The 2,680-nt window shown below is 71.5% G+C and carries 2 protein-coding genes; one reads left to right on the forward strand and one right to left on the reverse strand.

The genetic code is table 11. The annotated features are described in order from the left end of the window. Positions 1-3 precede the first annotated feature (3 nt). On the reverse strand, positions 4-846 hold the full coding sequence (locus HII36_RS54525; protein ID WP_173531270.1) for a nucleotidyltransferase domain-containing protein: 843 nt from the start codon (positions 844-846) through the stop codon (positions 4-6). 165 nt (positions 847-1,011) lie between these two features. Here HII36_RS54525 and HII36_RS54530 point away from each other — a divergent pair, with 165 nt between their 5' ends. Then, positions 1,012-2,025 carry a MalY/PatB family protein gene (locus HII36_RS54530; protein WP_173531271.1) on the forward strand — a complete coding sequence of 338 codons (1,014 nt, stop codon included), beginning with the start codon at positions 1,012-1,014 and terminating at the stop codon, positions 2,023-2,025. Positions 2,026-2,680 lie beyond the last annotated feature (655 nt).

Raw genomic sequence — 2,680 nt, forward strand, 5'->3', positions numbered from 1 at the left:
CGGTTAGCGGGTGGGGGTGTGTAGGTGGTGGGCGGCGGTGATGGTCATGTTGGCGAAGGCCAGTACGTCGCGGCGGCGTGCCAACGGTGAGGCGTACAGGGAGGGGCGGGAGCCGGCGCGTCCGAAGTGCTCCTTCAGGCCCGACAGCATGGCGCGCGGCGTCGGCTGGGCCGTGTCCGTCTCGCGGATGCGTAGCGCCTCTCGGATCACGCGATGCCAGCGCTCCGGGAACGTCTTCAGCGCGTGCAGTCCGGCTCCGTGCTTCGAGGTGAGGTCGCCGGTGGCCAGGGTGTAGTGGAGCCGGCTGACTCCGGTGACGATCCACAGTGCTGAGTACGCACTCAGCGAAGCCAGCCCGGCGAGCCCGCGCAGGCTGGAGCTGCGGTTCACCAGCGGGCGCCAGTAGTGGTCGAGGTTGCCGTCGGTCCAGGAGGCCAGGGCGGCGGGGTCGCACCAGACGTCCAGGCCGGTGATCTCCGGGCCCCGGCAGGTGACGCCGTATCTGGCCAGCGTGTGCCAGGTGACCGGGTTGCACTGCTGCGGGGCGACCCGCGTGCCGAGCACCTGCGGGCGCTCGCCCAGGGTGGAAGGGTCGTGGCGGAGGTCGTCCCAGGTGAGGTAGACGCCGTCGAAGCCGTTGGGCGTGCGGGCGCGGATGCGTTCGACCACCTCGAGGTCGGGCAGCCGCGAGGTGACGGCGACGAAGTCCACGTCGCTGCTGTCCGGACGGTAGTCGCCCAGCGCCGCCGACCCCTCCAGGTACAGGCCGTCGACCAGGCCGGGGGCCTCGGAGTCCGCGACGTCCAGGTAGGAGTCGACGATCACGGCGATCTTCGGGTGGATCATGTCTCCCAACGCTGCCACAACGAGCCGACCAGGGCGCTGAAAGACCATAAATCCTAGAATGACCAAGTGAGCTACGCATACAGTCCGGAAGACCTCAAAGCCACACACGATGGACTTAAGTGGGCATCGGCCGCCCCCGGCGTCATCCCCGCCTGGGTCGCCGACATGGACCTCCAGACCGCCCCTGCCGTGATCGAGGCGCTGCGGCGGCGGGCGGAAGGCGACCTCGGCTACCCGACCTGGCTGGACTCACCCCAGACCGGGCCGCTGGCCGACGCGTTCGCCGAACGCATGGCCGCCAGGTACGCCTGGCAGCCCGACCCCTCGTTCGTACGCTCCTACAACGACATCAACCAGGCGCTCCAGGTCCTGCTCCAGGTCTGGACCCGCCCGGGCCAGGCCGTCGCGCTGCACACCCCGGCCTACCACCCGTTCCTGACGACGCTGAGCACCATGCAACGTCCGCTGGTGCCCATCCAGCTCGAACCGGACGGCGACACCTGGCGCTTCGAGGTGCCCGACCTGTCAGGATGCCGGGTGCTGCTGCTGGTCAACCCGCACAACCCGACCGGCAGGGTCTTCACCAGGGACGAGCTCACCGAACTGGCCGAACACGCGGAACGTCACGATCTGCTGGTCATCTCCGACGAGATCCACGCGGACCTCACCTACGAACCGAACCAGCACATCCCGTTCGCCACGATCCTCCCCCACCGCACGGTCACGCTCACCTCGGCGACCAAGGCGTTCAACCTGGGCGGCATCCGCTGCTCGGTGGCGCACATCGGGCATCCCGGGGTGCGCGAGGTGCTCGACGCGCAACCGCCGTTCGTGTACGGGTCGGCGAACCTGTTCGGGGTGGAGGCCACCGTCGCCGCCTGGCGGGAGGGGGACGCGTGGCTGGCCGACACCGTGGCGCTGCTCGACCGCAACCGGCACACGCTGGCCGAGCGGTTGCCCAAGTCGTTCGGGTACCGGGTGCCGCAGGCGACGTACCTGGCCTGGTTGCACACCGGGGAGCCGGACATGGCGGAACTGCTGGAGCGGGACGCCAAGGTGCTGCTGAACGACGGCGCGGGGTTCGGGCCTGGGGGCGCGGAGTACGTGCGGCTGAACTTCGCGACCACCGAACCCGTCCTCGCCGAGATCCTCGACCGGATCGCCTCGGTCATCCGCTGACACCCACGGCTCATGGGACGGCCGACCGCTCGGGGCGGGCCGACTGCTTCGGCCGCACCGGCCGCGCGGCGGACAGCCCGACCGGGTGGCCGGGTGGGTGTACCGACCGGGCGGCCCGACCAGGTGGGCCGACCAGGTGGGCCGACCAGGTGGGCCGACCGGGTGGGCCAATCGTTTGCGGGCGCCCAGGCGCAGCGGGCTGGCGGCTCGACGGACGGCCCGGACGCGTGAGCGGGACGCCCAGCGACGGCCGGCCGGGTGGACCGGCCCGCCTCCATGGGCGGGACGGACCGTGGTGGCCCCAAGCGGTCGGCCCGCCCCATGCAGCGGGCCACCCGCAAGCCAACGGCCCGCCCCATGCGGCGGGCCTGCCTCGAACAGCGGCCCACCAGCGGGCCGACTCAACCAACGGGTCAACCCCAATCGGTGGGCCCACCGTACGAAGCGGGCCCACCGCACGAAGCGGGCCCACCGCACGAAGCGGGCCCACCGCACGAAGCGGGCCCACCGCACGAAGCGGGCCCACCCCAAGAGCGGGCCCACCCCAAGAAGCAGGCCCGGACGGGTGTTACGGCAGAGGTGGCAGGTCGGGTGGGCTGGCGGGCGGTTGTTCCGCGAGGGCGGCCAGCGCGAGCTCGATCGCCTTGTCCAGCTG

Origin of the sequence: Nonomuraea antri, from assembly GCF_013283785.1 — a bacterium.
Lineage (GTDB): Bacteria > Actinomycetota > Actinomycetes > Streptosporangiales > Streptosporangiaceae > Nonomuraea > Nonomuraea antri.

Coding starts and splice junctions, on each gene's coding strand:
- HII36_RS54525 (WP_173531270.1), bottom strand. CDS start 846: ATGATCCACCCGAAGATCGCCGTGATCGTCGACTCCTACCTGGACGTC.
- HII36_RS54530 (WP_173531271.1), top strand. CDS start 1,012: ATGGACCTCCAGACCGCCCCTGCCGTGATCGAGGCGCTGCGGCGGCGG.